A 25,246-nucleotide genomic window follows, 5' to 3' on the forward strand; every position below is an offset into this window, starting at 1 on the left:
TAGACGAATATTTTTATTCTGACAATTGGTGTTTTATTGAATGGCCAGAAAAAACGCCAAACTTAATTCCAATTGACCATGCGAGTATTTCCATTAAAATTTTACCAAATGGTAAACGTGAACTAACACTCAAAAATTAAATACATAAGAGAATAGAAAATCAACTTCTATTCTCTTTTTTTTGTGAATCTATTTCCCAAGTCTAAAATTATTCCTAATTTAGAACCTCAAAATCAAAAGTAATGTCGATATACACTCCTTTTTCTGCTTCACAATTGCTTCCACAAGAAGAAAAAATTGAAGTAGCGCGTCATAAAAGCGAATTATTCATAGGAATTCCAAAAGAAACATCCTATCAAGAAAGAAGAATTTGCTTAACACCAGATGCGGTTTCTTCATTAGTTTCGCACGGACATCGCGTAATGTTAGAATCAGGAGCTGGAGAAACTTCAAGTTATACAGACAAAGAATACAGCGATGCAGGTGCCGAAATTACGCAAGACACCAAAAAAGTTTTGGGTTGCCCAATGATTTTAAAAGTAGAACCACCTACTCTAGCCGAAATTGAAATGATGAATCCGCAAACGATTGTTATTTCGGCTATTCAATTAAAAACGCAGAAAAAAGAATATTTTGAAGCTTTAGCAACTAAAAGAATTACTGCTTTAGCATTTGAATTTATAAAAGACGAAGATGGTTCGTATCCAGCAGTAAAATCGTTATCTGAAATTGCAGGAACTGCTTCCATATTAGTTGCTTCCGAATTAATGATTGGTGAGAACATCGGAAAAGGTTTACTTTTTGGAAATATCACCGGAGTTCCACCAACAAAAGTTGTCATCATTGGCGCTGGAACTGTTGGTGAATATGCCGCTAGAACCGCTTTAGGATTAGGTGCTCATGTAAAAGTCTTCGATAATTCGATTACCAAATTACGTCGTTTACAAAACACCTTAAATCAAAGAATTTTTACTTCCACCATTCAAGAAAAATCGCTTTTAAAAGCATTAAGACGTTGTGATGTTGCTATTGGCGCTATGAAAGGAAAAAACAGAGCTCCAGTTGTAGTTACAGAAACTATGGTCGAACATATGAAAAAAGGGGCTGTAATTGTAGATGTGAGTATTGATACGGGTGGTTGTTTTGAAACTTCCGAGGTCACTACACATGAAAAACCAACTTTCATTAAAAATGGAGTAATTCATTATTGTGTGCCGAATATTCCTTCTCGATATTCTAAAACAGCATCTATGTCTATTAGTAATATTATTTCCCCTTTCTTATTACAAATTGCAGATGATGGTGGGATTGAAAGTGCTATCCGTTGCAATAGAGGTTTGAAAAACGGAATTTACAGCTATCACGGCTTATTAACTAATAAAGCGATTGCAGATTGGTTTAATTTAGAATATCGCGATATCAATTTGATTGTTTTTTAAAGTTAAAATCTAGGGACTATGTGTGTAATTTAAACTAAATTTGCACAAAATTATAATTTATGAAGTTTCAGTTTCGTTTAGCATACTATTTATTTGGCATATTTTTAGGAGGAGTTTTTGTTATGTGGTTTTTAAAAGCTAAAGCCGATGACAAAGGGGTTGAGTTTTGTTACTTGCCTAATTGCCGAGTTTTAAAAGATTTAAGAAGCAAATCATTAGAAATTGATTCTTTAGCAAAACAATCGTTAGATGCAAAATGGGTTACTTTAGAAGATATACGTCAAAGTTTACGCTATGGTGATGTAGATTTTTCAAAAAGTAATGAAGCTTATAGAAAAGGTAAGATTTATGTTATTGAAGGTAGAACTTCTAAAAATGAAGAGATTACGATTACAATGGTTAATTATACCAACAAAGTCTTATTAGAAAAGATAGAAAAAAAGTAATTTTTTTTACCGAAACACTTGCAGAAACAAATATTCCTTGTATATTTGCACTCGCAACACTGTAATAGTAAAGCACTTTATTGGGGCGATTAGCTCAGCTGGTTCAGAGCACCTCGTTTACACCGAGGGGGTCGGGGGTTCGAACCCCTCATCGCCCACCAAAATTAAATCCTACAGAAATGTAGGATTTTTTGTTTTATTGATATTTATATCAAACCATAAAAAAAATCCCGCATTAGCGGGATTTTATAATTATAATTTTCTTCTTTCTTTTTCTTTCTTAATCAATGTTAGTTCTCGACTAGTTTGACCGGCTACAGATGTGTTTTCTTCTGCTCTTCTTATCAAATAAGGCATAACGTCTCTAACTGGTCCAAAAGGTAAATATTTTGCAACATTGTATCCTTCTGCGGCTAAGTTAAAACTGATGTTATCGCTCATTCCTAATAATTGTCCGAAGAAAATACGTTTATCATTTTTAGCAATTCCTTTTTCTTGCATCAATTGCATCAATTTGTATGAACTTTCTTCGTTGTGAGTTCCTGCAAAAACAACCATTTTATCAATATGCTCAACCATATAAGCTACAGTAGTATCATAATTAATATCTGTTGCTTCTTTAGATTCACAAATTGGCGATTTTTGTCCACGCTCTGCTGCTCTTTCATTTTCTTTTTCCATATAAGCGCCACGAACCAATTTCATTCCAATGTAAAATCCTTCTGCTTTTGCTTGTTCGTGAAGATTTTTTAAATAATCTAATCGATCCCAACGATACATTTGCAATGTATTAAAAACAATTGCTTTTTGTTTGTTGTATTTACGCATCATATCGGTTACAATAGCATCTGCAGCATCTTGCATCCAACTTTCTTCTGCATCAATCAATAATAAAACATCTTTTTCAAATGCTGTTTTACAAGCAATATCAAAACGTTCGATTACACGATTCCATTCTTTTTGTTCGTTTTCTGTCAAATGAGCTTTATCTCCTATTTTTTCGTATAGTGCTAAACGTCCAAATCCAGTTGGTTTAAATACTGCAAACGGAATCGCTTCTCTTTCTCTAGCAAATTCAATTGTTTTTAAAGTCATGTTCAAAGCTGCATCAAATTGTACCTCTTCCTCCTTACCTTCAACTGAATAATCTAAAACCGAAGAAACTCCTTTTGTATACATTTTATCTACTACACGAAGGCAATCATTCTCGTTAACACCACCACAAAAGTGATCAAAAACAGTAGAACGGATCAATCCTTCAACTGGCAAATGAGCTTTTAAAGCAAAATTAGTAACTGCTGTTCCAATTTTGACTAGAGGCTGACTATCGATTAATTTGAATAAAAAATAAGCTCTTTCTAACTCGGTGTCACTTTTTAAAGCAAAAGCAACTTCTGTATTATTAAATAGTGTGTTCATTGTGTTTTGTAATAAAGTGATACAAATATACGCCACAGTTATCGAATAATAAATAAAAAATGACGTATTTTGCAGTCAAATTTTACACATTTTCATGCAAACCATACAAGCAACTAATTATTCCGTATTTTTTAATGAAACAGGCTATGAAAAATTAGCTTCGTATCTTGTTCCAACGCATTATTCTAAAATTTTTATTTTGGTTGACGAAAATACTTCGCAGTATTGTTTACCTCATTTATTAAATAATTTGGCAACAGAAATTGAAATTGAAATCATTGAATTAGAAGCAGGTGAAAGTCATAAAAATATAGGAACTTGCACCGAAGTCTGGGCTGCTTTGTCTGAATTAGGTGCCGATAGAAAAAGCCTCATCATCAATTTAGGTGGTGGCGTAATTTCTGATTTAGGCGGATTTGTAGCTTGTACTTTTAAAAGAGGAATTGATTTTATCAATATTCCAACAACTCTTCTTTCAATGGTTGACGCTTCAATTGGTGGGAAAAATGGGGTTGATTTAGGTAATTTAAAAAATCAAATCGGGATTATTCGCGAACCTAAAGCTGTAATTATTGATACTGAATTTTTAAGTACTTTATCGCAAAGAGAAATGCGCTCCGGATTAGCTGAAATGTTAAAACATGGATTGATTTTCGATAAGAATTATTGGGATAATTTTAAAAATCTAAATGATTTAAGTACAGATGATTTGAATGAGTTAATTTACCAATCTATTCAAATAAAAAATACTATTGTTTGTGAAGATTTAACTGAAAATGGCATCCGAAAAGCACTTAATTTTGGACATACTTTAGGTCATGGAATCGAAAGCTATTTCTTAGAAAACGAAAACAAAACTAGTTTACTTCACGGTGAAGCAATTGCTGCAGGAATGATTTTAGAAAGCTATATTTCTAAAGAAAAAGGATTACTAAGTAATGAAGAGTATCACGAAATTAAATACATCATAAACGATATTTTTGAACGTATTGAATTCGATGAAATCGATATCAATCAAATCATTGAGCTATTGATTTACGATAAGAAAAATGAATTCGGAAAAGTACAATTTGTCTTACTTGATGGAATCGGAAAAATCAAAATCAATCAAGAAGCAGACAACGAATTGATTTTCAAGGCGTTTGAAGATTATACTGTCTGATTATTTTTTTAAATTTTCTTTAAATAATAGCCATTTTATTTTTTAACTTTGCACCCATGAAAGAAAACAACTATACGAACAATTTCAACAGAATTCTTAGCAATAGGAATGCTGACTTATCTATTATTGATCGTTTGTTCTTTTCTATTTTTTGTTTTCATATAATTGATTTATTCGCGTTATCGAAAACTTTTAGTGAAAAACTATTAATTCGATTTGCAAATATTAGGGTTTGAAAATTAAGGTTTAAAACAGTAAAACATTTAAGCTTTTTTAATTTTTAATCTTATTTTTCAAAATGAATACAAAATATTACGACTTAATTAATCAGACTTTTTACTTTCCACAGGAAGAATTTACTTTAAACAAAGACAATCTTCAATTTCATGGTATCGATTTAATGAAATTGGTAGAAGAATATGGTACTCCACTTAAGTTTACCTATTTACCAAAAATTTCTCAAAACATCAACCGAGCTAAAATGTGGTTTAGAAATTCAATGGAAAAACACGGCTATGAAGCCAAGTATTTCTATTGCTATTGTACTAAAAGTTCGCATTTTGAATTCATTTTAAATGAAGCTTTAAAAAATAACATCCATATTGAAACCTCTTCTGCATTCGACATCAACATTGTTGAAAGTTTGATGGAACAAGGAAAAATCAATAAAAATACTTTTGTTGTATGTAACGGATTTAAACGCGATCAATATGTAGCCAATATTGCGCGTTTAATCAATAACGGACATAAAAATACCATTCCTGTAATTGATAATTTTGAAGAATTAGATTTACTACAAGAAGAAATCGATGGAAAATTCAAAATCGGAATTCGTATTGCTGCTGAAGAAGAACCAAAATTTGAGTTTTATACGTCTCGTTTAGGAATTGGTTATAAGGACATTGTTCCTTTTTATAGAAAACAAATTGCTGACAATAAGAAAGTGGAATTAAAAATGCTTCACTTCTTTATTAACGCTGGTATTCGTGACACTGCCTATTATTGGAACGAATTATTAAAATGTATGAAAGTGTACATTGCTTTGAAAAAAGAATGTCCTTCTTTAGATAGTTTGAACATTGGTGGTGGATTCCCTATTAAAAATTCATTAGCTTTTGATTACGATTACCAATATATGGTAGACGAAATCTTAAATCAAATCAAAATCGCTTGTGATGATGCAGAAGTTGCTGTTCCTCACATTTTTACAGAATTCGGCTCGTTTACTGTAGGTGAATCAGGTGGCGCTTTGTACCAAGTGTTGTACCAAAAGAAACAAAATGACAGAGAGAATTGGAACATGATTGATTCATCTTTTATCACTACTCTACCCGATACTTGGGCAATCAACAAACGTTTTGTTATGATGGCGGTGAATCGCTGGAATGATACTTACGAACGGGTTTTACTTGGTGGATTAACTTGTGATGGAGACGATTATTACAATTCGGAACAACACATGAATGCGGTTTATTTACCAAAATACAATAAAGAAAAACCATTATATATTGGATTCTTTAATACTGGAGCTTATCAGGAAACCATTGGTGGTTTTGGAGGATTAAGTCATTGTATTTTACCACAACCAAAGCACATTTTAATTGATAAAGATAAAAACGGTATTATTGCAACCGAAGTATTTTCAGAGCAACAAAAAGCCGAAGATGTTTTAGAAATTTTAGGATACAACAAGAAAAAAGAACAATAAAATAAAAAGTAATGAGCAAAGGACCAATTAGTCAGTTTATCGAGAAACATTATCTTCATTTTAACTCTGCCGCTTTAGTAGATGCAGCAAAAGGATATGAAGAGCATTTATTAGACAACGGAAAAATGATGATTACATTAGCGGGTGCCATGAGTACAGCTGAATTAGGAAAATCATTAGCCGAAATGATTCGTCAAGATAAAGTACATATTATTTCTTGTACTGGAGCTAATTTAGAAGAGGATATCATGAACTTGGTAGCTCATAATTCTTATAAAAGAGTTCCAAACTACAGAGATTTATCACCACAAGAAGAATGGGATTTATTAGAAAACCATTACAACCGTGTAACCGATACTTGTATTCCTGAAGAAGAAGCTTTCAGAAGATTACAACAACATTTATACGATATATGGAACAATGCCGATTCAAAAGGAGAACGTTATTTTCCACATGAATTCATGTACCAAATGATCAATTCAGGAGTTTTAGAGCAGTATTACGAAATCGATCCAAAAGATTCTTGGATGGTAGCTGCTGCTGAAAAGAATTTACCAATTGTAGTTCCAGGATGGGAAGACAGTACAATGGGTAATATTTTCGCTTCTTATTGTATTAAAGGTGAGTTTAAAGCTACAACTATGAAAAGTGGAGTTGAATACATGATGTGGTTAGCGGATTGGTACACGAAAAATTGCGAAGGAAAAGGAATTGGTTTCTTCCAAATTGGTGGTGGTATTGCAGGAGACTTTCCTATTTGTGTAGTTCCGATGTTATATCAAGATATGGAAATGCATGATGTGCCATTTTGGAGCTATTTCTGCCAAATTTCTGACTCAACAACTAGTTATGGTTCGTACTCTGGAGCAGTTCCAAACGAAAAAATTACTTGGGGTAAATTAGATATTACAACGCCTAAATTTATCGTAGAGTCTGACGCTACGATAGTTGCGCCGTTGATGTTTGCTTATGTTTTAGGTTGGTAAAATTTTTGAAAAAAATATCAAATTTTACTTGAAAATATAAGCTAAGGATATTACATTTGAAGAAATTACAAGATTAAAACCTACCCAATGAAAAGAGTTATTGTTGATTACGCTAAATTAACAAATGAAATCTTAACCTTACTAGTTGAGAAGTTCCCCGACGGATATGACGATTCAGATGTTATTCGTTTTAAAAATGCTAAGAATGAAACGGTTGAAGCTGTAGAAGTTCGTACAGAAGATACAATTTACTTAGTAAAAGTAAGTACAAAGCTTGCAGATCGAATTGAAAATTACGACGAAGATGACATTATCGAAGATGATGTAGTTGTTGTACCAGATGAAAAAATCGGAGCTCTTAAAGACTTAGATATTGAGGACGACGATGAAGACGATGATATTTCTAACGATTCAGATGATATTGAAGACTCAGAAGACGGAGATGACGATGATGCTGAGGAAGAAGACGATGAAGATTAATACATAAAAAAAGGGATTCAAAATTGAGTCCCTTTTTTATTATAAATACCTTTCTAAAATTACATTTTTATGATGCAATTCATGCCCCAAAATAATATACCCAATGGCTCTTACTGAAATACTATTATTTGAAGCTGTTCCTAAACGAAGTAAATCATCATTAGTAAAAGTTTCAAATAAACTTATAGAGGCATTTCGTACCGTTTCATATTCTGATAATAAACTTTCATATTCTCTATTATTAGCATTAGCAACAACGACATAATCGTTTTCTTCAAAACCTGGTAAAGCCGTCATATCATTTCTTGCAATACGTAAAGCACGATAAGCAAAAATTCGTTCCGCATCAATTATGTGAAGTATAATATCTTTTATAGTCCACTTCCCTTCTGCATATTTAAATTCATGTTTAAAAATCGGAATCGATTTAAAGAAATGTAACATTTCTTTTTTTTGCTTTATAAGTCCTTTAATTATATCTTGCTCAGGAACTAATTTGATATAATTCTCATAATAGGGAGCAAATTCATTAGGTCGTAAATTTTTCATAAATAAAGAAATAAAAAAAGCCTCATAAGAGGCTTCATATTTTACAATTCTTTAAAAATCGTATGCATCAATCGTTTTTTGTCATTGATACTTTCTTCTAAAGAAATCATGGTTTCAGTTCTATACACCCCTTCGATATCATCAATCATGAAGATAACTTCTTTAGCGTGTTTAGTATCTTTAGCTCTAATTTTACAGAAAATATTGAATTTCCCAGTAGTTACATGAGCAACAGTTACAAAAGGAATTTGATTAATTCGTTCTAAAACGAATTTCGTTTGAGACGTATTATGCAAGAAAACCCCAACATAAGCAATGAAAGAATATCCTAATTTTTCATAGTCTAATGTTAAAGATGACCCTTGAATGATACCCGCATCTTCCATTTTCTTAACTCTAACATGAACAGTACCAGCAGAGATTAATAATTTTTTTGCAATATCTGTAAATGGAACTCTCGTGTTATCTATCAACATGTCCAAAATTTGATGATCTACTTCATCTAAACGAAACTTGCTCATAAGTGCCTGTAATAATTGTTAATTTTTTGATTTTTATTCAAAACTGAGGCAAATTTATCAAATAATTTTTACACCATTGTTAAATTCTGTTAAATTATTGATAAAAAAATCGGCTTTATCTTCTATTTTTGGAAAATAATTCCCATTAGATTCAAACAAACCATTTGCACAATCGTATTCTAAATGTCCTTTAAAATCCTGCAAATTATCAATTTTAACAATAGTTGCCACAAATTTTAACTGACCATCTTGCACTACTTCAGTATATTGAGCTGCAAAGTTAATTATTTTTTCTTCACTATTGTCAATAATTTTGACATTTTTATAAATAAAATCATAAAAACATTTGTTATTTTGAGGAATCTTCAAATAATTCTTCAATTCTTTATCAACTATAACGTTTTCGTAACTTCCATTAAATGAACTTAAAAGCGAAATAAAAATAAATTTTCTTACAATATCTCTATTATAATCATCTCTATAATGCCCAGCTTCAAATAAAATCGTTGGAGTGTTTTGCGTTGTGAAATAATCACCTGTACAATTAACATTGTAACTATCATCAAAACGCCCAACTTGATTTGGAATATAAAGTTGTAAAGCATTATTCATATTGTTTATTATATGGATTGCTTTTAAACGCACTTCATTATATTCCCTCTCTTCATTATAAGCTGGTGATAAAAAAGAGACAGTTGCAGGTAAACTAAAGCCTTCTGTTCCAAAAATAGTTCGTTGATCGTGTAAATTATAGCAGTAATCTGGCTGAAAACTTTTATAAACGCTATGCAAGATTTGCATTTCAGGTTGAGTAGCATTAAAAGCATCTCTATTTAAATCCACTTGATTAGCATTTTCTCTCGTATATAAGAAAGCACCATCTGGATTTAACATTGGAATACATAATAAGGTATAATCCGATTTAATTCGGTTTGCCATTTCATTATCCGATTGTAAGAAATTGAAGAAATCAAATAATCCTTTTGTAGTCGTTGACTCATTTCCATGCATTTGAGACCACATTAGAATTTTGGTTGTTCCTGTGCCAATTTTAACTTGATGAATTTCTCTTCCTTGAACCGATTTGCCAATTTCAGTAATTTCAAAATCTGAATCTAACGTTTTCAATATTGTTAAAACAGAATCTAAACAAATATACTTGCCTTCTAGTTTTGGCTCTAAATATTGAGTTGCTAATTGTAAATAATCCATGGCTTTGTTTTGATTTACAAATGTAAACAACTTCTTTTTTACATTTGTAAACAAGTAAAAATTGATATTAATTTACTTTTGTAAACGGTTTTAATTACTGATAATATCTCTTAATATTATATTGATTTACATTATTAAATTATTTAAAATAAATTGTTATTAATTATTGTAAATCAATTATTTATAATTACTTAAATAAAGTTTATATTTAATTTTTTTATTCTTATTTACATCTGTAAACTTGTATTTTTTTATTACTTTGTTTACATTTGTAATCTCTTAATCTAAAACAACTATTTACAATGGTAAACATTGATGATTTTATAAAACGGTTAGAAATCATACTCGATTATTATAATTTATCGGCTTCTGCATTTGCGGATAAAATCAATGTGCAGCGTTCGAGTCTGTCTCACCTACTCTCTGGTAGAAATAAGCCTAGCTTGGATTTTATAATCAAAGTAATTGAGGTTTTTCCTGAAGTAGATTTGTATTGGATTTTGAATGGAAAAGGAAATTTTCCAAAATCAGAAAATGGTGTTCCAACAGTTTTAGAAATTGAAAAAAAATCTGCTTCACTACCAATTATAGAAAACACTAATTCGGAACCTGATTTATTTTCGACTTTAGAAAGAGGAATTACTTCTACTCTTTCAGAAAGTTCTTCGCTAGAATCGAATAAAACAGAAAATAATTCTCAAGAAGAAATTGAGCGCATTGTAGTGTTTTTTAAAAATGGAACTTTTAAAAACTATAAACCATAAAAAAACTCTGAATTTCTTCAGAGCTATATTGTTTTAAATATCAGTAAAACTTTTTTCAGGAATTTTACCAATCACATCTTTATAATACGATTTTAAAAATTTTAAATCAGCTTCAATATTTCCCGTTGGGTAAAATGGTTCATGATATACCACTTGTTTTCTCCCATAATCAAACGCTACAGGAATAATTGGAACATTTGCTTTTAGTGCCATGTAATAAAAACCTGTTTTCCATTCGGTTACTTTTTTTCTTGTACCTTCTGGAGCAATAGCTAATCTAAAAACTTCTTTTTCATGAAATATTTTTGCGATAGTATCCACTTTATTCTCGTTTTTTTGACGATTTAAAGGAGTTCCTCCTGTCCAAGTAAAGAAATAATTAAAAGGAAATACAAATAATTCCTTTTTAGCTACATAATTAATTTCTAGATTAAGAATTCCACGAGAAAAAATTCCGAGAAAGAAATCCCACCAACTCGTATGTGGAACAGCTATTAACACACATTTTTTTACTTCTGGTGCAATTGTTCCGATTACTTTCCATCCGAAAATTTTGCAAAAAATAAATTTGTATATAATTTGTTTCATTAGAGACTATTTTGAGACAAAAATAAAATTATATTTACGATTACAAACAAAATTACATGATTAAGCGCGTATTGAGTTTTTTATTACCTATAAAAATTCATCAAAAGAAATCGGTTTACAGTAAAAATCTAGAAGTTACCTGGAATAATGGGCATTTGGTTTTAGATTCGGAAAATACGAATTATTCTTTTGGTAGTTTACAGCGTGTTCTAAAAAAAGGATTAAAATACATTGGATATGAACGAATTCAGAATTTTCAATCTATTCTTGTATTGGGTGTTGCTGGAGGAAGCGTTATTGAAACTTTAAAAAAAGAAGTGAAATTTGAAGGTAAAATTACAGGAGTAGAAATTGATGCAGCTGTAGTTGAATTAGCAACAAAATATTTTGGATTAGGAAACTATGACAACGTTTCAATTGTGATAGATGATGCTTTTGAATTCGTTTTAAAAACCAGAGAAAAATACGATTTAATCATTATTGATATTTTTCAAGATACGACAATGCCTAATTTTTTATTTGAAGATTTCTTTATTAATAGAATTAATTTTTTACTTAATATAAATGGTTTTATCTTGTTTAATACTATGATTTTAGATTATCAAGATAGAAGAAGAAATGCTATTTATAAAAGTAAATTTGATAGCAATTATTCCGTAAGATTATATCCAAAAATTGAGGTGCATAATGAATTGTTTACCATTAAAAAATTATCGTGATGAGTATAATTAAAAAATTATTGTTAGGAAAGGTTAATGAAAAATATATTCAAAAAACGAATCCACTTAGAAAAAGAATCTTAAATATTAAAGCGATTTGGAATAACGATCATGAGGATGATAATGGAATTGAAAAAATTGTTCGTCTGTTTTTATCCTCATCTCAATTACTATTTCCAGGAATATACATCAAATATTGGGCAAATAAATTTGGACATGAATACAAGGATTTAGCTATGGATTTTTACATTTTAGCTAAAGTTATTTTTCCTTTTTTAATACTTATAAATAATTGGCAAACTAATAACTACATTGTTTATGTATTAACTTATATTCTCTTAGAAACCGTTTTATATATACCAACATTAATTTTTGCTTCCGACTTATTTTCACAACCTCGTTCATATAAAAGATCGATGTTGTTATTATTTTTCAATTATTTAGAATCGGTTTTAGCTTTTGCAGTATTTTACAGAACTGGAAATTACTTGAATGCAACATTAAATCATTGGTTTGATGCGGTATATTATAGTTTTGTAACCTCTTCTACAATAGGTTATGGAGAATATTATCCAATAACAATGGAAGGAAAAATATTTACTATTCTACAAGTATTTTTATTTCTTTTCTTTGTTATTTTGTTTATGAATTTCTTTTCTTCTAAAATTAAAACTAGAGGCTATTTTAGTGATAAAACAGAATAATTAATTACAATAACTTTCTCGCTTTTTCTAAATCTTCAGGAGTATCTATTCCGATACTTCCGTGAGAAGTTTCTACCATTTTAATGCGTTTTCCATATTCTAAGTAACGTAATTGCTCTAATTTTTCAGAAGCTTCTAACGACAACATGGGTAAGCGGTAAAAATCCATCAAAGCTTCTTTTCTGAAAGCATAAATTCCGATGTGTTTCATATAACGAACGCCTACATTTTCTTCTCTAGGATACGGAATCACCGAGCGTGAAAAGTATAATGCAAAACCTTGTTGGTCTGTTATAACTTTTACGTTATTTGGATTATTAATTTCTTCTTTATCAGATATTTGAAACATCAAAGAGCCTAAGTCAACTTTCTTTTCTAAATCGTTTTTAAAAACTTCAATTAGTTCTTCTAAAGGTTTTTTATTTATAAAAGGTTCGTCGCCTTGAACGTTAATTACAACGTCAACATCCATATGTTCAACAGCTTCTGCAATTCTGTCGCTTCCGCTTTCGTGTTCTTTTATCGACATGATGGCTTTGCCTCCACTCGAAATAATTTCGTTGAAAATTGAATCAGAATCCGTTACCACAAAAACATCATCAAATAGATTTATGGAAATAGCCGCTTCATACGTTCTAAGAATTACGGTTTTGCCTCCCAAATCTTGCATTAATTTGGCAGGGAAACGTGTGGAAGCATATCGAGCGGGAATTACAGCTATTATTTTCATGTTTGATTTATGATTATTGCCAAAGGCATATTTTAATTTTTAAATATCAATTTTGTATTGTTATCATTTTTTAAAAGAACTGCATCTTTTAAAGTGAAATCATTTTTTGTTTTATTAACTTCAAACCGATAAACTTCAATTTTTTTATCAGAATAGTTTAAAAGATGTTTCATACAATCATCAACCGTAACTAAAATTTCATCGTCTAACTTTTGTACCAAACCAACTTCTTTATTTTCAATAATTATAAAGTAATTATCAGATTTATCAATTTCATAATACAAATCTTGAAAACCTCCATATTTATCCTCGATTTGCATCAAATTTAAACCATATAGAACGAATAAAAAAAATATGGATATCATCACAGATAAACCTATAACAACTTTTATTACTGTTTTCATGGTTGATTTTGTTTAATTACAAAAGTATTAATTTTCGAAAAACTCATCTTTAAATCCAATTAAATATAATTTTTCTTCAGCACGGGTGATGGCAGTGTACAACCAGCGGACATAATCGATATCAATTCCGTCGGGTAAATAAGGTTGTTCTACAAAAACCGTTTTCCATTGACCACCTTGCGATTTATGACACGTAATTGCATACGAAAATTTAACTTGAAGCGCATTGAAATAAGGGTTTTCTTTTACTTTTTGTAGTTTTTTATATTGTTGGCGTTCTTCCTCGTAATCCAATAAAACTTCTTGATACAATTTATTTGATTCTTCATACGTCAAGGAAGGCGATTCGCTCATAATCGTGTCTAACATTATTACCGTATCAAATGGTGTTTGATTCGGGTAATCAACCATTCTTATTTTTACGGTGGCAAATTTAAATCCGTATAGCTCTTGAATTTTTCTGATTTCTAAAATTTCGACAATATCACCATTAGCGATGAAACCTGCTTCTGAATTTTCGGGTAACCAGAAATAATTGTTTTTCACTACCATTAAATAATCTCCAGTTGAAATTTCACTTTCTTTGGACAAAATGGAAGCTCTAATTTGTTGGTTGTATTGATTCGCTCTTTTATTGGAACGCAAAATAAAAGCTGTATCTTCTATACTATAATTATCATACGCTTGATGAATTGCATCCTGAATTTCGTAACCATCTTGCAAGCGAACAATATCCTTAAACCCTTTTAATTTGAATTGAAACGTATCAATAAAATGCGAATGCAATAATTCTCTTAATTGGGTAGCATTGTACAAAATTCCAGAATGCTCCGCTTGACGCATCACTTCATCCAACTCAATATGATGTACATTTTTTTGATAATGAAGCGAAAGAGAATCAATATCCAAAGCAGGACTCACACTCATATTCACAGGTGGCAACTGCGCGGTATCTCCTATTAATAAGAGTTTGCAATTATTTCCTGCATCTACATAAAAAAACAAATCATCTAACAACGAACCATTTTCATAGAGTTTAGAATCTTGATTATTATCTGAAATCATAGAAGATTCATCGACTATAAAAAGAGTATTTTTAAATTTATTTTGTTGCAATGTAAAACTAACGCCACCAGTTTTATTTTTTTTTGGAAAATAAATTCGTTTATGAATCGTATAAGCCGGTTTTCCTGAGTAATTACTGATTACTTTAGCTGCTCTACCTGTTGGTGCAAGCAGTACAGCTTTCATATTAACATCGCCTAAATTATTAATTACGGTAGAAATTATTGTTGTTTTACCTGTTCCGGCATAACCTTTCAGTACAAAAATATCATCAGAAGTCGAGTTTAAAATAAAATCGGCAATTTTCTGAAAAAAAACATCCTGTTTTAGAGTGGGTTGATGCGGAAAATGATTTTGTAATAAATTGTAAAACAGCTTGTAAGTCATAAAAAAGATTTGGCCAATATTAATTTTTCAAATATACTGAATGATTTTTACAAGAAATTCTTTTGTGTAGAAAAAAAAATTGTAGATTTGCGTACCTATTTAACTAAAAATAAATTATTCAAATGTTAGAAATTGCTATTTATTTAGTCGTATTGGTTGTTTTAATCTTTGTATTGGTTAAGCTAATCGATAAATTTGTTACACCTAGAAATAAAAAAGTTTTCACAATTGTATTGTGGGGAATTTCACTTTTCATTGTATATTTAATATACGCTTCCATTATGAAACCTATAGAATTTCAAAATGAAAAAGAAGCTCGTTACGAAGTAGCTGTTAAAACAATGTTAGACATTAAAAAATTACAAACAGGTTATAAATCTGTGAATGGAAAGTATGCTGACACTTTTGATGAGTTAGTAAAATTTGTTGAAAATGGCGAATTTGAAATTATTTCAAGAAGAGATACTGCTGTAATTGATGTTGCAAAAAATGCTGCATTTGGAATTAAAGTTGGTGCTGACGGTGTTGGTGGTTTCTTTAAAGATGAAGTAATCATAACAAAATTGGGAACAGTTAAAGTAAAAGATTCTTTGTTCAAAAATTCAGATAGATATAAAAGACTTAATGTTGTAAAAGTTGGTGAAGTTGAAGTTCCAGTAACAATGAAAACAGGAGTTGTTTCTAGAAATGACATGAATATTTCTGTTTTCCAAGCCATTATTGATAAAAATGCTTTATTAAAAGATTTAGATCAAGAATTAGTAAAACAAGAAAACAAAGTAGAGTCTATTGACGAAATTAATGGTCCTCAAATCATTTTAGGTTCTTTAGAAGAAGTTACTCTTACAGGAAACTGGCCAAAAAAATATGGTAATAACGAATAACGACATTACACAAAAAACATATAAAAAGTTGTCCATTCAGGTTTCCTTGAGTGGACTTTCTTTTTGTGTATTTGATTTACTTTCCAATAAAGTAATACACACTAAGTCAATTCACTTTGAGAAAAACAAAGTAATTGAAGAACAATTGTGGCGCACTTTTGTGGATTATACCATACTAACAAAATCATTTGATGAAGTAATGGTAATTCATGATAATAACCTGAATACTTTTGTACCTACTTCCCTATTTGATGTTCATTTTTTAGCAAGTTATTTGCAATATAATACCAAAGTTTTTGAGACTGATTTTTTTACACATGATGTTATTTTTCCTTACGAAATGAATAACGTTCATGTGCCATTCGTTAATATCAATAACTTTCTACTAGACCAATACGAAACTTTTGAATACCAAAATGCTAATTCTATTTTAGTTAGACAATTACTCGATTTGTCCAAAAATAAAGAAGATAAACAAGTTTTTGTTCATCTTCAAAAAGAACATTTTGAAATTGTTGTAGTGAAAAATCAGCAATTAATTCTTTTTAATTCGTTTCAATATAATACTCCAGAAGATTTTATCTATTTCATCTTGTTTACTTGCGAACAATTGCAATTAAATCCAGAAACTATTTCGGTACAAATTTTAGGAAATTGTGTGGAAGAAGATCCTTTTTTTAAGATTGCATATCAATATATTAGAAATTGTACTTTCCTTGATGTTTCAAACAAAGCTTCAATCTTAGACGTTTCTTCTGCAGAATTGAGAAATCACTTTATACTTTACCATTCATGAGAATTATCTCCGGAAAACACAAAGGACGCCGTTTAGTAGCTCCAAAAAACTTACCTGTTCGTCCTACAACCGACATGTGTAAAGAATCGTTATTCAATATTTTGAATAATTACTTTAATTTTCATGGATTAAAAGTTTTGGATTTATTCTCAGGAACTGGTAATATCAGTTACGAATTCGCTTCTCGTGGTGCAGGTCCAATAACTAGTGTTGATGGCGACATGGGTTGTGTGAATTACATCAAAAAAACAGCAACGGAATTAGATTTAGATATTAGCGTAATTAAAAGTGATGTTTTCAAATTCTTAGAAAAAAGTAAAGCAAGTTATGATATTATTTTTGCTGATCCACCATATGATTTGAGTCAGGAGAACTTTGAAAAAATCATTCAACTTATTTTTGAAAACGAGTTTTTAGACGAAGAAGGAATGTTAATTGTAGAACATTCAAAACACACAAAATTAGATCATTTGACTAATTTTTCCTTTTCAAAAAGTTACGGAGGTTCTGTATTTTCTTTTTACGAATTCGAAAGCGACGAAGAAGAGGATTATGAAGACGAAGGATAAAATCGTCATTAAATAAAAAAGCAGACCTATAAGCCGGATTCTGTCCCCGAATAAACGGAGCCTTATCATTTATCTAGATTACGCATTACTACGTAACTCAAGCTGCCTACCCTTCAACATCGGACGAGTAGCCCTTATTCTGATTGATCAGAAACTGCTGATATACTTGGCATTTCACCGCATAGAGTTTACCTGGTTTCACTACAGCATTACCTGTACATACTTTCTGTTGCACTTGTCCTCACCTTTCGGCGGATGGGCGTTACCCACTATGCTACTCTTTGGTGTCCGGACTTTCCTACCATGTTTACACACGGACGATAAGGCGGTCTGCGGTGCAAACTTACAACAAATTCTATCGTTTTAAAGAAATTTTAATAGATAGTTTAACACAATCTTTTGTTTTTAAGAGATAATATATTCGTAAATTTATAGGTCGCAAATCTTATAATACTTAATTCTTATGTCAACTATTTATCACTACGCTTCAGTCTCCGAAGCGCTTATAAAATTAAGAGAGAAAGGGTTTACATTTGATTTCAATCAAAATGAAGAAGATATTATTTTGCATCCTGAAAATTATACCATCAATCATATTTACCATTACGAAGGCAACTCTAATCCCGACGACTCAGCAACCGTTTACGGAATCGTTTCCAAATACGGATTAAAAGGTGTTTTTGTAACCGGAACTTCGGCTAATTCTTCTGATAAAAATGCTGAAGCAATTACTAAACTTTCTATTAAAAGCAAGCATTCAAGATCACTTTAAAACTTAAAAACTAAATTGTGAATAACTTTTATAAAGATTCACCTCAATTTGGTTTTTGGAATTTGCTTTTTGGAATTTCACAACCTATATTTGTATTTCAATAGAATTTATGGAACAATTTATCGTATCAGCTCGTAAGTATCGTCCACAGACATTTAAAGATGTTGTGGGGCAACAAGCTATTACCAATACGTTGTTGAATGCTATTGAAACGAATCACTTAGCGCAAGCCTTATTATTTACTGGACCACGCGGTGTTGGAAAAACAACTTGTGCTCGAATTCTAGCTCGAAAAATCAATCAAGAAGGATATGATGATCCTTATGAGGATTTCTCTTTTAACGTTTTCGAATTAGATGCGGCTTCTAACAACGGTGTTGATGATATTAGAAGTATTATTGACCAAGTTAGAATACCTCCACAAACAGGAAAATACAAAGTTTATATCATTGACGAGGTGCACATGCTTTCGCAAGCGGCTTTTAATGCTTTCCTGAAAACATTAGAAGAACCACCTAAGCATGCCATTTTCATTTTAGCAACTACCGAGAAACATAAAATTATACCAACGATTTTATCACGTTGTCAAATTTTTGATTTCAAAAGAATTACGGTTAAAGATGCGAAAGAACACTTAGCTGAAATTGCGAAAGAACAGGGAATTACATTTGAAGATGACGCACTTCACATCATTGCTCAAAAAGCTGATGGTGCTATGCGTGATGCTTTGTCTATTTTTGACAGAGTGGTTTCGTATTGTGGAAAAAACCTTACCAGACAAGCCGTTACCGAAAATTTAAACGTTTTAGATTTTGAGTATTACATCAAAATCACCGATTTAATTTTAGAAAATAAAATTCCGGATTTACTTTTAGCTTACAATGACATTTTAGCAAAAGGTTTTGATGGGCATCATTTTATTGCTGGTTTGGCTTCGCATTTTAGAGATTTATTAGTGTGTAAAAATCCAGCTACTTTACCTTTATTGGAAGCTGGTGAACATGCACAAAGTTTATATGCAGCGCAATCTCACAAAGCGATGCATGATTTCTTATTAAAAGGAATTGAATTAGCTAATGAATGTGATTTAAAATATAAAGTCAGTCAAAATCAACGACTTTTAGTTGAACTTTGTTTGATGCAATTAGCCTCTATCACTTTTGATGGAGAAAAAAAAAAGTAGCTAAATTTATTATTCCGGCTACGTATTACAAGAACAACTCCTACTCTATTTCGGAAGTTTCTTCATTAAAAAATCAAGTTCTAACTGAAGAAATTAAACCTGTTGTAAAAACAGAACCAAATGTTAGTGAGCCAATCGCGTCTTCAATTACTGAAGTTCAAAATGAAGTAGTTGCTCCAATTGTTCCAGAAATTCCGAAACCCGTTTTAACGAATTTAAATCCGACAGGAACTAAAGTTTCTGCACTATCATTAGCGAGTATTAAAGCGAAAAAAGAGCTAGAAGCCCAACAACAAACCGTTCAAAGACATCGCGAAGAATTGCCTTCAGAAGCCTTTAACGAAACCGATATGTTGTTACAATGGAATAAGTTTGCTCAAAAAATGGTAGACAGCGGAAAACGTTTAATGGCAACGTACATGCAAATGAATGATCCAACATTAAACGGAACGAAAATCACATTAGAACTTCCTAACCAAAGTACAAAAGAAGAGTTTTTATCAGGTTCGATTGAATTATTAGGCTATTTAAGAGGCAAATTACACAACCATGATATTACCATTGAAGTTGTTGTAAATGAAACTACTGAAAACAAATATGCGTTCACCCCTCAAGAAAAATTTGAACGTTTGAAACAAATTAATCCAGCTTTAGATTTGTTGAGAAAGACGTTTGATTTGGATGTTTAAGGATGAAATTTTTGAATTATTAATATTCCAGCAGCTTGGCAAAGTTGCGGATTTTTATTATTGTTGTTCACAAGTATACAGAAAATGTTTGAAAGAAAATACGTCTTTCAGATAAAGAATGCAAGCACAGAAGTTTCCTAATAATTACTAACCAAACAATTTTGCCAAACTGCTGTTATAGACTGTAATTATTTTTTAATTTCAACCATTAGTATTTCATTTTTGCCCTTTCCATAAGTTATTCTCACAGGTAAACCGTTTTTAAAAACTCCATTATTAGTTTTGCTAAATCGATTAAATCTTCCAAGAACTTCGTCGGAATATGAAAAGTTAACTGAATCAACCGTAAAACTTTCTTGGGTTACGATTCCTCTTTTTGATAAAGGTCTTATACTTTTAAAATTGCTAATTGTACCTTCTACAATTGCTACATTTTTTGAGTTTAATATTTTATGAATTCGTTGGTCTGTAGTATCAATTATGAAAAACTTTAAGTAAACAAACCCTAATATTGCTCCAAGCCCAATAATTCCAGTTCCCAAAAGAATAATTGTCTTTTCGTAATCTTGGTTAGATTTTTTTAATTTCTTAGTTAATATAAAAGCAAGAATAAATAAAATTGCGGCATATATACAGACTTCGTGAGATTTTAATGAGTTAGTTCCTAAATCAGCAATTGACCAGTATTTTGAATATTCCATTTTGACGTTTCGTGAAGTATTATAGCCAATAACTCGTTAATATAATCAAATCCTTCCATAATACATCGCTTTCACGATACCATCGGATAATCCAATTTTTGGAACATAAATATGACGAGCACCACTCCATTTCATGGCGTTGAGATAGATTCTTGTAGCTGGAATAATTACATCGGCGCGGTCTGGATTTAAACCTATTTCGGCAATTCTTTGTTCGTAGGTCATGCTGTTCAATTTTTGGTATTGCGAACTTATATATACATACGAAAGCGGTTTATCTTGTTGTTTTTCAGATAATTTAAATAATTTATTGATATTCCCACCGGAACCAATTAGTGTGATATCATCAAAAGGTTCGGTGTTGGTTTTAATCCATTTTTCAATTTCTTGCCAAACGACATCGTTTACCATGTTATTCAACAATCGAACGGTTCCGTTTTTAAACGATTTAGATGCGATGATATTTCCTTCGTAAAATAAAGAAAATTCGGTGCTTCCACCACCAACATCTACATATAAATAGGCTTTATCAGTACTGATGAATTGTTTTAAATCGGATGCCGCAATAATGGCTGCCTCTTTTTTACCATCAATAATATCAATTTTTATATCGGCTTTCTTTTTGATAATTTCAACAACTTCTTTTCCATTGTAAGCCTCACGCATAGCAGATGTAGCGCACGCTTGATATTTTTCTACCTTGTGTACTTTCATTAATAATTTGAAGGCTTTCATGGCGTCAATCATTCTCTCAATATTTTCCTCGGTAATTTCGCCTACGGTAAAAGCATCTTGTCCTAAACGAATAGGAACACGAACTAAGGAACTCTTATTGAATTGAGGCGCTTGGCCTTCTTGCTCTACAATATTGGTTACCAATAACCTCATGGCATTGGAACCGATATCAATAGCTGCATATTTTTTTATTGTAATCATCTATATTTTTATTGCACGTTTTCGGCAATTACGTCTAATTTGTTTTGGTAATAATTGTACATTTCTTGTTGGGCTCTAAACGTTTTTTCATCACCACGTTTTCTGTATCGATTCAATAAATCTGATGAGTGAATACGGGCTTTTACATTTGCTTTCCAACCTATTTCAAAAGTTTCAATCAATTCTTTTCTAATTTCAGGATCATAAATAGGACAGGTTACTTCTACCCTTGCATCTAAATTTCGTGTCATGAAATCTGCAGATGAAATAAAAACTTCAGGATCTCCTGCATTTCCAAAAATATAAATTCTGGAATGTTCTAAATAATTATCTACGATACTAATGGCCTCAATATTTTCGCTCAAACCTTTAACTCCAGGAATTAAACAGCAAATACCTCTGATTATTAATTGAATTTTTACTCCAGCTTGGCTTGCTTCATACAATTTATCCGTCATTTTAAAATCGGATATACTGTTCATTTTCAATTTAATATAAGCTTCTTTACCTGAAAGTGCGTTTAATATTTCTCTATCAATTAATTTATTAAAACGACTTCTGGTGTAATGTGGTGAAACAATTAAATGTTTGTAACGATGTACACGATAATTCACATCAAAGAAATCGAAAATCTTAGCAGCGTCTTTTAAAATTTCGGTATTACTAGTAAATAATGTTACATCGGTATAAACTTTAGCAGAATTTTCATTGAAGTTTCCAGTCGAAATAAATCCGTAGCGTTTTACTCTTCCTTCTTCGATTCTTTCAATAACACAAATTTTACTGTGTACTTTTAAACCTTTCACTCCAAAAATCAATTCAATACCTTCGGTTTGCATTTGTTCAGAATAGGAAATATTACTTTCTTCATCAAAACGCGCTTGCAATTCGATTTGAACAGTTACTTTTTTTCCGTTTTTAGCTGCATTTATTAACGAACTTACTATTTGAGAATTTTTTGCTAAACGATATAAAGTAATTTTAATTGATACAACTTTAGGATCTAAAGCAGCTTCCCGTAAAAATTTTATAATATAAGAAAAGGATTGATAAGGTGCGTATAGCAAATAATCTTTCTTTTTAATTCGTTCTAAAATACTTCCTTCTAAGGATAATCCTGGAATAGGAAGTGGATGATTTTCTCTGTATAACAAATCATATCGACCAAGATTTGGGAAATTCATATAATCTCTTCTATTATGATATCTACCACCAGGAATAATACTTTCAGAACTTAAAATATTCATTCTCTTTAAAAAGAAATCTAAAGTATCCTTACCAATTGCTTGATCATAAACAAAACGAACTGGCTCACCCACTCTTCGTTCCTTTACAGAACTGGATATTTTTTCTATTAAACTTTTACTTAAATCACTATCAAATTCTAATTGAGCGTCTCTTGTAATTTTTATCATGTGGGCAGAAACACTCTTATAATCAAAAATATTAAATATACTATTTAAATTAAGTCGAATAACATCGTCTAAAAGGATGATATATTGTTTTTCAGAATTTGATGGTAACACAACAAATCTATTAATGGTATGAGGAATTTCTATTACAGCATATCGGATATCTTCATGACCTGAGTTAGAAATCATTACTAACTTTATAGCTAGATATCCAGAAGTATCTTTTAGTAATGGAAACTCCTCTAAATCATTTAACATGATTGTCACGAGTGCTGGACTCACTTTTTGTATAAAAAATTCGTGGATAAAGTTTTCTTGCTCTTTAATTACTTGTTTTTCATTAATAATAAAAATGTTTTCCTTCTCTAATTTTTTTTCGATTTCACTTAAAATACGTAAACTTTCAGATTGCTGTTCAATTACAATATCCGTTATTTCCTTTAACAATTGTTCTGCCGGTAAACCTAAAATTTTTTCAGTTTCATGATTTTCATGAATAAGCCTACGAATTGCCGCATAACGAACTCTAAAAAATTCGTCAAGATTATTAGAAAAAATACCAAGAAAACGGAATCTATCTAATAAAGGAACATTTTCATCATTAGCCTCCTGTAGAACTCTAGCATTAAAAGTTAACCAACTTTTTTCTCTATCTATGTAATTATTGGATATACTACTCATTTTTAAATTGACTGGGAAATAATGTTGTTAGCGTTTTTCCTTTTGATAAATCTTTCCAATGTTCAATGTTAAATTGCATAGCAACAACACCAGATGTAGGAACATTATCAATATAAAGGTCTCCAAATTTATTAACAAATTTTGTAATAGCTTCATTATGTCCAAAAAGAATTAAATTATGATATGAATTTTCACATTTTTTTATAATTTCTTCCAACTCATTCAAATCAAAAGTATACAAATCTTTAGAAAAATGAATTGTTTCAAAAGGAATTAATAAATATTCAGAAAATATGTATACTGTTTCTTTTGTTCGTATAGAATCACTACTCCATACAATGTATGAAGAGGGTAAAATTTTATGAATTTTGGATGCAATTAAATGAGCATCTTTACGACCTCTATTGGAAATTGGTCTATCGATATCTTGTAGAGGTACATTCCAACATGATTTTGCATGTCTGATTAAAATTAAATTTTTCATGATTCTATTATTTAAATACAATATACCATTTTTAAATGAACTAGAAATTAATAAATTGTTTGTTTTTTAGTTAGTTTATAGATTATTTTTTACACTTTATCGAAAACACTACATACAAATTAGTAAAATGTTAGTTTTTAAGTAATTTAGCAAAACAATTTGATACCCAAAAATCAAAATTCTTCCTACTTATTTAGGTTTGTCCCCCAACACAACCTTAAAATAAACTTACTGTAATTATTATTTTTTTTAAAAATTATTATTATGGAAAGTTCAAAATTAGAAGTCAAAACATTTATGTTATGTTTTGTTTTCTTTTTCAGTTGTTTTACTATTTGTAATGCACAGAAAATTTTCAATTGCAATGACTATTCTTTTAAATCAAATTTAGAATTAAAAAGTAAAATAGATACTATTTTAAATTCTTCAGATTTGATTCAGTTTGGATATGATCAAAAATTTAAAAAATCTGAAAAATCAAATATTATAGATATCAGATATGAAAATTTAAATCATATTAAAGATTTAAATAGTCTTGAAAAATCTACTGTAAAATATTGCATTATTAGACTTAAAAAATATAATGCTCCTATTGATTTACAGGTTATCAATGCCTTAATAAATTTAGAATTGATTCACATAATCATTGAAACCGATTATTCTGATACATTTTCTTTATTGAATATTAAAAATCCAAATTTATTAATTACCTACTTAATAAGTGTTCCACAATAAATTTTAAAAAAATGAAAACAAAAAATTACTCTAAAAATTTAAGTTTAGGTGGAAAAAATATATTCATAACCCGTAGTGCATTATTAAACTAGATTAATTTTTAAGTTGTTAATATTTCTGT

Annotated in this window: 28 protein-coding genes, 1 tRNA gene, 1 other RNA gene and 1 pseudogene; 18 read left to right on the top strand and 13 right to left on the bottom strand. The window is 30.3% G+C overall.

What is annotated here, in order from left to right; translation table 11 throughout:
- From Q0075_RS02815 to Q0075_RS02830, 4 genes and pseudogenes are all read left to right on the top strand, one after another.
- Positions 1-140: pseudogene (locus Q0075_RS02815) on the top strand (tRNA (adenosine(37)-N6)-threonylcarbamoyltransferase complex ATPase subunit type 1 TsaE); the annotation flags it as partial.
- Positions 141-242: 102 nt separating this feature from the next.
- Positions 243-1,439 carry an alanine dehydrogenase gene (locus tag Q0075_RS02820; protein ID WP_297868196.1) on the top strand — a complete coding sequence of 399 codons (1,197 nt, stop codon included), beginning with the start codon at positions 243-245 and terminating at the stop codon, positions 1,437-1,439.
- A 59-nt stretch (positions 1,440-1,498) separates the two neighbouring features.
- Positions 1,499-1,885 (top strand): DUF4258 domain-containing protein, encoded by a 387-nt coding sequence (locus tag Q0075_RS02825; RefSeq protein ID WP_194095637.1) that lies wholly within the window; start codon positions 1,499-1,501, stop codon positions 1,883-1,885.
- A gap of 83 nt (positions 1,886-1,968) precedes the next feature.
- Positions 1,969-2,046: transfer RNA gene (locus Q0075_RS02830), tRNA-Val, on the top strand.
- A 91-nt stretch (positions 2,047-2,137) separates the two neighbouring features.
- Here the strand turns inward: Q0075_RS02830 and Q0075_RS02835 are convergent.
- Positions 2,138-3,304, bottom strand: coding sequence for a proline dehydrogenase family protein (locus Q0075_RS02835; RefSeq protein WP_297868197.1), 1,167 nt, complete (start codon positions 3,302-3,304; stop codon positions 2,138-2,140).
- Between the two features lie 94 nt (positions 3,305-3,398).
- Between Q0075_RS02835 and aroB the strand changes: the two genes are divergently transcribed.
- From aroB to Q0075_RS02855, 4 genes are all read left to right on the top strand, one after another.
- A complete protein-coding gene (aroB, locus tag Q0075_RS02840; RefSeq protein WP_297868198.1) occupies positions 3,399-4,466 on the top strand; it encodes a 3-dehydroquinate synthase in 1,068 nt (355 codons plus the stop codon).
- A gap of 298 nt (positions 4,467-4,764) precedes the next feature.
- Complete coding sequence (locus tag Q0075_RS02845) at positions 4,765-6,174, top strand: arginine decarboxylase (RefSeq protein WP_291109418.1); 1,410 nt, start codon at positions 4,765-4,767, stop codon at positions 6,172-6,174.
- An 11-nt stretch (positions 6,175-6,185) separates the two neighbouring features.
- Positions 6,186-7,160: a deoxyhypusine synthase family protein gene (locus Q0075_RS02850; protein WP_231841606.1), complete on the top strand. Its 975-nt coding sequence runs from the start codon at positions 6,186-6,188 to the stop codon at positions 7,158-7,160.
- 87 nt (positions 7,161-7,247) lie between these two features.
- The gene (locus Q0075_RS02855; RefSeq protein WP_291109415.1) at positions 7,248-7,640 is read left to right on the top strand and encodes a DNA primase; all 393 of its coding nucleotides are present in this window, start codon (positions 7,248-7,250) and stop codon (positions 7,638-7,640) included.
- A 39-nt stretch (positions 7,641-7,679) separates the two neighbouring features.
- Here the strand turns inward: Q0075_RS02855 and Q0075_RS02860 are convergent, their stop codons facing one another.
- From Q0075_RS02860 to Q0075_RS02870, 3 genes are read right to left on the bottom strand one after another with little or no spacing between them, the layout of a single operon-like run.
- Complete coding sequence (locus Q0075_RS02860) at positions 7,680-8,189, bottom strand: DinB family protein (protein WP_297868199.1); 510 nt, start codon at positions 8,187-8,189, stop codon at positions 7,680-7,682.
- 41 nt (positions 8,190-8,230) lie between these two features.
- On the bottom strand, positions 8,231-8,710 hold the full coding sequence (locus tag Q0075_RS02865) for a winged helix-turn-helix transcriptional regulator (protein WP_026726210.1): 480 nt from the start codon (positions 8,708-8,710) through the stop codon (positions 8,231-8,233).
- A 57-nt stretch (positions 8,711-8,767) separates the two neighbouring features.
- Complete coding sequence (locus tag Q0075_RS02870; protein ID WP_297868200.1) at positions 8,768-9,922, bottom strand: M14 metallopeptidase family protein; 1,155 nt, start codon at positions 9,920-9,922, stop codon at positions 8,768-8,770.
- A 302-nt stretch (positions 9,923-10,224) separates the two neighbouring features.
- On the opposite strand from Q0075_RS02870, the gene Q0075_RS02875 reads away from it, so the two are divergent.
- On the top strand, positions 10,225-10,686 hold the full coding sequence (locus tag Q0075_RS02875) for a helix-turn-helix transcriptional regulator (RefSeq protein ID WP_297868201.1): 462 nt from the start codon (positions 10,225-10,227) through the stop codon (positions 10,684-10,686).
- A gap of 33 nt (positions 10,687-10,719) precedes the next feature.
- Here Q0075_RS02875 and Q0075_RS02880 read toward each other — a convergent pair whose 3' ends face one another.
- Entirely contained in the window at positions 10,720-11,274 is a 555-nt protein-coding gene (locus Q0075_RS02880) for a 1-acyl-sn-glycerol-3-phosphate acyltransferase (RefSeq protein WP_297868202.1), read from the bottom strand.
- Between the two features lie 56 nt (positions 11,275-11,330).
- Here Q0075_RS02880 and Q0075_RS02885 point away from each other — a divergent pair, with 56 nt between their 5' ends.
- Both Q0075_RS02885 and Q0075_RS02890 read left to right on the top strand, forming a co-directional pair.
- A complete protein-coding gene (locus tag Q0075_RS02885; protein WP_297868203.1) occupies positions 11,331-11,993 on the top strand; it encodes a spermidine synthase in 663 nt (220 codons plus the stop codon).
- Positions 11,993-12,697, top strand: a complete 705-nt coding sequence (locus tag Q0075_RS02890; protein ID WP_297868204.1) for a potassium channel family protein — start codon at positions 11,993-11,995, stop codon at positions 12,695-12,697. Before Q0075_RS02885 ends, Q0075_RS02890 begins: the two co-directional genes overlap by 1 nt.
- A gap of 4 nt (positions 12,698-12,701) precedes the next feature.
- Here the strand turns inward: Q0075_RS02890 and kdsB are convergent, their stop codons facing one another.
- From kdsB to Q0075_RS02905, 3 genes are read right to left on the bottom strand one after another with little or no spacing between them, the layout of a single operon-like run.
- A complete protein-coding gene (gene kdsB, locus Q0075_RS02895) occupies positions 12,702-13,427 on the bottom strand; it encodes a 3-deoxy-manno-octulosonate cytidylyltransferase (protein ID WP_297868205.1) in 726 nt (241 codons plus the stop codon).
- A gap of 32 nt (positions 13,428-13,459) precedes the next feature.
- Positions 13,460-13,831 (bottom strand): hypothetical protein, encoded by a 372-nt coding sequence (locus Q0075_RS02900; RefSeq protein WP_297868206.1) that lies wholly within the window; start codon positions 13,829-13,831, stop codon positions 13,460-13,462.
- A gap of 27 nt (positions 13,832-13,858) precedes the next feature.
- Positions 13,859-15,283: an AAA family ATPase gene (locus Q0075_RS02905; protein WP_297868207.1), complete on the bottom strand. Its 1,425-nt coding sequence runs from the start codon at positions 15,281-15,283 to the stop codon at positions 13,859-13,861.
- A gap of 122 nt (positions 15,284-15,405) precedes the next feature.
- Between Q0075_RS02905 and Q0075_RS02910 the strand changes: the two genes are divergently transcribed.
- From Q0075_RS02910 to rsmD, 3 genes are read left to right on the top strand one after another with little or no spacing between them, the layout of a single operon-like run.
- Positions 15,406-16,167 carry a hypothetical protein gene (locus Q0075_RS02910; protein WP_297868208.1) on the top strand — a complete coding sequence of 254 codons (762 nt, stop codon included), beginning with the start codon at positions 15,406-15,408 and terminating at the stop codon, positions 16,165-16,167.
- On the top strand, positions 16,151-16,963 hold the full coding sequence (locus Q0075_RS02915) for a DUF3822 family protein (protein ID WP_291109398.1): 813 nt from the start codon (positions 16,151-16,153) through the stop codon (positions 16,961-16,963). Before Q0075_RS02910 ends, Q0075_RS02915 begins: the two co-directional genes overlap by 17 nt.
- Positions 16,960-17,532, top strand: a complete 573-nt coding sequence (gene rsmD, locus Q0075_RS02920) for a 16S rRNA (guanine(966)-N(2))-methyltransferase RsmD (RefSeq protein ID WP_297868209.1) — start codon at positions 16,960-16,962, stop codon at positions 17,530-17,532. The genes Q0075_RS02915 and rsmD overlap by 4 nt, the downstream gene beginning before the upstream one ends.
- 13 nt (positions 17,533-17,545) lie before the next feature.
- Here the strand turns inward: rsmD and rnpB are convergent.
- Positions 17,546-17,869, bottom strand: an RNA gene (gene rnpB / locus Q0075_RS02925) — RNase P RNA component class A.
- A 126-nt stretch (positions 17,870-17,995) separates the two neighbouring features.
- Between rnpB and Q0075_RS02930 the strand changes: the two genes are divergently transcribed.
- From Q0075_RS02930 to Q0075_RS02940, 3 genes are all read left to right on the top strand, one after another.
- Positions 17,996-18,304: a hypothetical protein gene (locus Q0075_RS02930; RefSeq protein ID WP_297868210.1), complete on the top strand. Its 309-nt coding sequence runs from the start codon at positions 17,996-17,998 to the stop codon at positions 18,302-18,304.
- Between the two features lie 109 nt (positions 18,305-18,413).
- Entirely contained in the window at positions 18,414-19,487 is a 1,074-nt protein-coding gene (gene dnaX / locus Q0075_RS02935) for a DNA polymerase III subunit gamma/tau (protein WP_250582773.1), read from the top strand.
- Positions 19,488-19,807: 320 nt separating this feature from the next.
- A complete protein-coding gene (locus Q0075_RS02940; protein ID WP_291109390.1) occupies positions 19,808-20,176 on the top strand; it encodes a DNA polymerase III in 369 nt (122 codons plus the stop codon).
- Between the two features lie 188 nt (positions 20,177-20,364).
- Here the strand turns inward: Q0075_RS02940 and Q0075_RS02945 are convergent, their stop codons facing one another.
- From Q0075_RS02945 to Q0075_RS02960, 4 genes are read right to left on the bottom strand one after another with little or no spacing between them, the layout of a single operon-like run.
- Positions 20,365-20,877 (bottom strand): hypothetical protein, encoded by a 513-nt coding sequence (locus Q0075_RS02945; protein WP_297868211.1) that lies wholly within the window; start codon positions 20,875-20,877, stop codon positions 20,365-20,367.
- 45 nt (positions 20,878-20,922) lie between these two features.
- Positions 20,923-21,813 (bottom strand): exopolyphosphatase, encoded by an 891-nt coding sequence (locus tag Q0075_RS02950; protein WP_291109388.1) that lies wholly within the window; start codon positions 21,811-21,813, stop codon positions 20,923-20,925.
- An 8-nt stretch (positions 21,814-21,821) separates the two neighbouring features.
- Positions 21,822-23,906: a polyphosphate kinase 1 gene (ppk1, locus tag Q0075_RS02955; RefSeq protein WP_297868212.1), complete on the bottom strand. Its 2,085-nt coding sequence runs from the start codon at positions 23,904-23,906 to the stop codon at positions 21,822-21,824.
- Positions 23,899-24,390 carry a histidine phosphatase family protein gene (locus Q0075_RS02960; protein WP_291109384.1) on the bottom strand — a complete coding sequence of 164 codons (492 nt, stop codon included), beginning with the start codon at positions 24,388-24,390 and terminating at the stop codon, positions 23,899-23,901. The genes ppk1 and Q0075_RS02960 overlap by 8 nt, the downstream gene beginning before the upstream one ends.
- 264 nt (positions 24,391-24,654) lie before the next feature.
- Here Q0075_RS02960 and Q0075_RS02965 point away from each other — a divergent pair, with 264 nt between their 5' ends.
- Positions 24,655-25,125 (top strand): hypothetical protein, encoded by a 471-nt coding sequence (locus tag Q0075_RS02965; RefSeq protein ID WP_291109382.1) that lies wholly within the window; start codon positions 24,655-24,657, stop codon positions 25,123-25,125.
- Positions 25,126-25,246 lie beyond the last annotated feature (121 nt).

The organism is uncultured Flavobacterium sp. (assembly GCF_937967675.1).
Classification (GTDB): Bacteria; Bacteroidota; Bacteroidia; order Flavobacteriales; family Flavobacteriaceae; genus Flavobacterium.